The organism is Dokdonella sp. (assembly GCF_049593775.1).
Classification (GTDB): domain Bacteria; phylum Pseudomonadota; class Gammaproteobacteria; order Xanthomonadales; family Rhodanobacteraceae; genus Dokdonella.
The window spans coordinates 1-3,019 of record NZ_JBAWHJ010000122.1; the positions used below are offsets into that span (position 1 = coordinate 1).

General features: G+C 59.8%; 1 protein-coding gene. It reads right to left on the minus strand.

The features are described from left to right. Positions 1 to 88 precede the first annotated feature (88 nt). The gene (locus WBP53_RS03960; RefSeq protein WP_423926159.1) at positions 89 to 1,939 is read right to left on the minus strand and encodes a M2 family metallopeptidase; all 1,851 of its coding nucleotides are present in this window, start codon (positions 1,937 to 1,939) and stop codon (positions 89 to 91) included. Positions 1,940 to 3,019 lie beyond the last annotated feature (1,080 nt).

Genomic DNA, 3,019 nt, shown 5'->3' on the forward strand with positions numbered 1-3,019 from the left:
AGCGCTGCATGGTTTCACCCGTTGTTGCGTTTCAGGAATCCCCGGTCGCCATCTGGGAATAGAGGCGACCGGGTAACAGGGTACTGCTTCAACCCTCCCAGCCGCACTCCTTTCCTTCATTCTGCTGCACCAGCCACTCGTTGAGCGGGGCGAAGTAGTCGAGGATCGCGCTGGCGTCCATCTGTTCCTGCCCGGTCAGCTGCTTGAGCGTTTCCGGCCAAGGCTGGCTGGCACCTTCCCCAAGCATCGCCCAGAACTTCTCGCCTGCCTGCTTGTTTCCATACACCGAGCACTCGTGCAGCGGACCCTTGAATCCCGCCGCTTCGCAAAGTGACCGCTGGAACTGGAACTGGAGGATGTGCGCGAGGAAGTAGCGCATGTAGGGCGTGTTGCCCGGTACATGGTACTTGGCACCCGGATCGAAATTCTCCTCGGTCCGCTCGATCGGAGAAGACACTCCCTGATACTTCTGTCGCAGCTGCCACCAGGCGGCGTTGTAGGAATCCGACGAGATGGTCCCGTCGAAAACACCCCAGCGCCATTCGTCGATCAGCTTGCCAAATGGCAGGAATGCGACCTTGGCCAAGGCTAGTTGCATCTGGGTGTTGATGACGGCTTTTTCGTCGGCCTTGGCATCTCCCGTCAACCCGATCTGGTGCAGGTAGCCCGGTGTCAGATTGAGCTGAACAGTGTCACCTATTGCCTCATGGAAGCCATCGTGGGCGCCGGTCTGGAACAACGGTGGCAGGTGGTTGTAAGCGAGGTAGTAGTAGATATGGCCGAGCTCGTGATAGATCGTGTTGAAGTCTTCGCCAGTCGGCTTGATGCACATCTTGATACGGACATCGCCTTCGAGATTGGTATCCCATGCACTGGCATGGCAGACCACGTCACGATCACGAGGGCGCACCAGCATTGACCGCTCATAGAAGGAGTCCGGCAGGGCCGGCATGCCGAGAGACTGATAGAAATCTTCCGCGCTGCGGACCATCTTCTCCGCCGAATAGTCCTGCGTCTTCAGGGCCGCGTCGAGATCGACCCCGGAAACGCCTGGGAACGGCTGCACCATGGGATACAGTGCCGACCAGTCCTGTGCCCACATGTTGCCGGTGATGTGCGCCGGAATCGTGCCGTCGGCAGGCATCTTGTCGGCGTATTTTTCCTCAAGCTTTCCGCGCACATAGCATTGAAGCTGCGAATAGAGTGGCTTGACCTGCCCCCAAAGGCGATCGGTTTCGGTACGCAGTGCGGATGCCTCCATGTCATAGCCGGAGCGCCAGGCATCACCTGCATCGGCATAGCCGGTATCACGGGCTCCTTCGTTAAGCAGCTCGGCGAAGCGCTGATAGTCGGCTCGCATGCCGTTGCCAACGGAATGCCAGCCCTGCCAGGCTTCGAGGTCGGTGTTCCAGTCCCGGTCTTCGGCCATGACCTCGGACAACTGGTTCAGATTCTTGCAGGTGCTCTTGTCATCAGGATCACTGCAATACTTGCCTGAGCCGTAGGCGGCACCGAGTCGCGAGGCAATCTCGGCCATTTCGGCCAGATGATCCGGATCTTTCGGCGCCGGCATCGAGCTCTGGCGCTTGAGCATCTCGATGGCGCGTGCTGTTTCCGGCGATATGTCCTGCACGCCATCGAAGCGGCGTGAGGACTCGATGGCATCCTTGAGGCGGATCAGGCCACGTTCGTTGGCCTTGGACTCCAGAAGTCCCGTATCCGGGGTGATATAGGTTGCCGCCACCCACTGCGCGGCGACATCCTCGACGTAGTGATCACGGATGTCCTGATTGACGTCCGCGATAAAGGTATCGGCGTCGGCTGCGGTGGCCGCCTTCGGGCCGGATTCGGCTGCCGGATCAACCGGTGCCTGAGGTGTGCTGCAGGCGGCGAGGGCCATGGCTCCCGCCAGGACCGTTGAAATATGGGTGCGCTTCATTGGACATCTCCCGGGTTCAAATTCGAGGTGGAGTGTAACGCCATGGCAAAGTTCTCTCTCATCGTGTCGCTTGGCAGGGGCCCGAGGGTCGTTTGCCAGTCGCGCATTGCCCGCGGTAACAATTTTTGGCACTTGCCGAACAAGGCTGGCAAGCATCCATATCAAGGGTCTGGCAAGACATGTCTTGTCTGCAAGCGGATGGCGCCGAATTGCCGAATCCGTGCCCGCATTTCCCGGCCTTGCCAGTTTCAGAGGCCCCAGCCGATAACCTGGGATTTCCACATGGGTGCCAGCTAGCAATCCGCAGGGAGTGAAATTCGGACTGGCGCAACGTCACTGACTCCAGTACCTTGAGCAACGTTCAGGGGCACGACTTGGCGCGGATTTTGCTTGCGCACATGGAGTCCAGGGTAGATATGGCCGCACCGCTCATGCGCGCTGTCATTTCCTAACGTGGAACAAATAACCGTGCCGGGAGATGGCACGCATATCGGTACAGGGTTTCGGACGCCTTCAGGAACAGGAGTTCCAGAGGTATCACGTCACGCTGCATTCGCGCTTCAAGGGGGAAAGGGCATGTTCTACACGCCGCAAGTTTCGGCTGTTCGCACTGCTGCGCGAGTAATTGCTCGCCCATCGGCAGCCGTGCAACGACACGCTTTGAGTGGATTGCGCGCTTGCGCGCGCCGCATTGCTGCGCCTCGATCTCCAGCGCGTTCAGGACTCAGGAATCTGACGCCATGATGAGTCGCGTCGGAAGACGGGCGCTAGCCGGTTCGGGCAACTCGCGTTCCCTGCAGGCGCTGGCGGCCCTTCGGCGAATCGTCGCTGCGAAAGATTTCGTCGCTCCGGGTTCCGCGGGCAAGGCCCAGACCGTTTGCGGCCTCCCGGGCAGTGACCCGGCATCAACGGCACCAGGGTTCGTCACCAGACGCCAGTCTGAACCGGCGTTCAGGGCGAACCGGAACCGATGCTCCCTCCATTCCCATTTGCGACCTGTTGATCCTCATTCGATCGCGGGACGGTGGGGCAATGTCCAAATCGACAGATTCGCTTGAGCATCCTGTGTCCAGGCAATCC

Bases quoted from the DNA above. Each gene is read 5' to 3' on its own strand.
- WBP53_RS03960 (WP_423926159.1), bottom strand. From the start codon at position 1,939: ATGAAGCGCACCCATATTTCAACGGTCCTGGCGGGAGCCATGGCCCTC.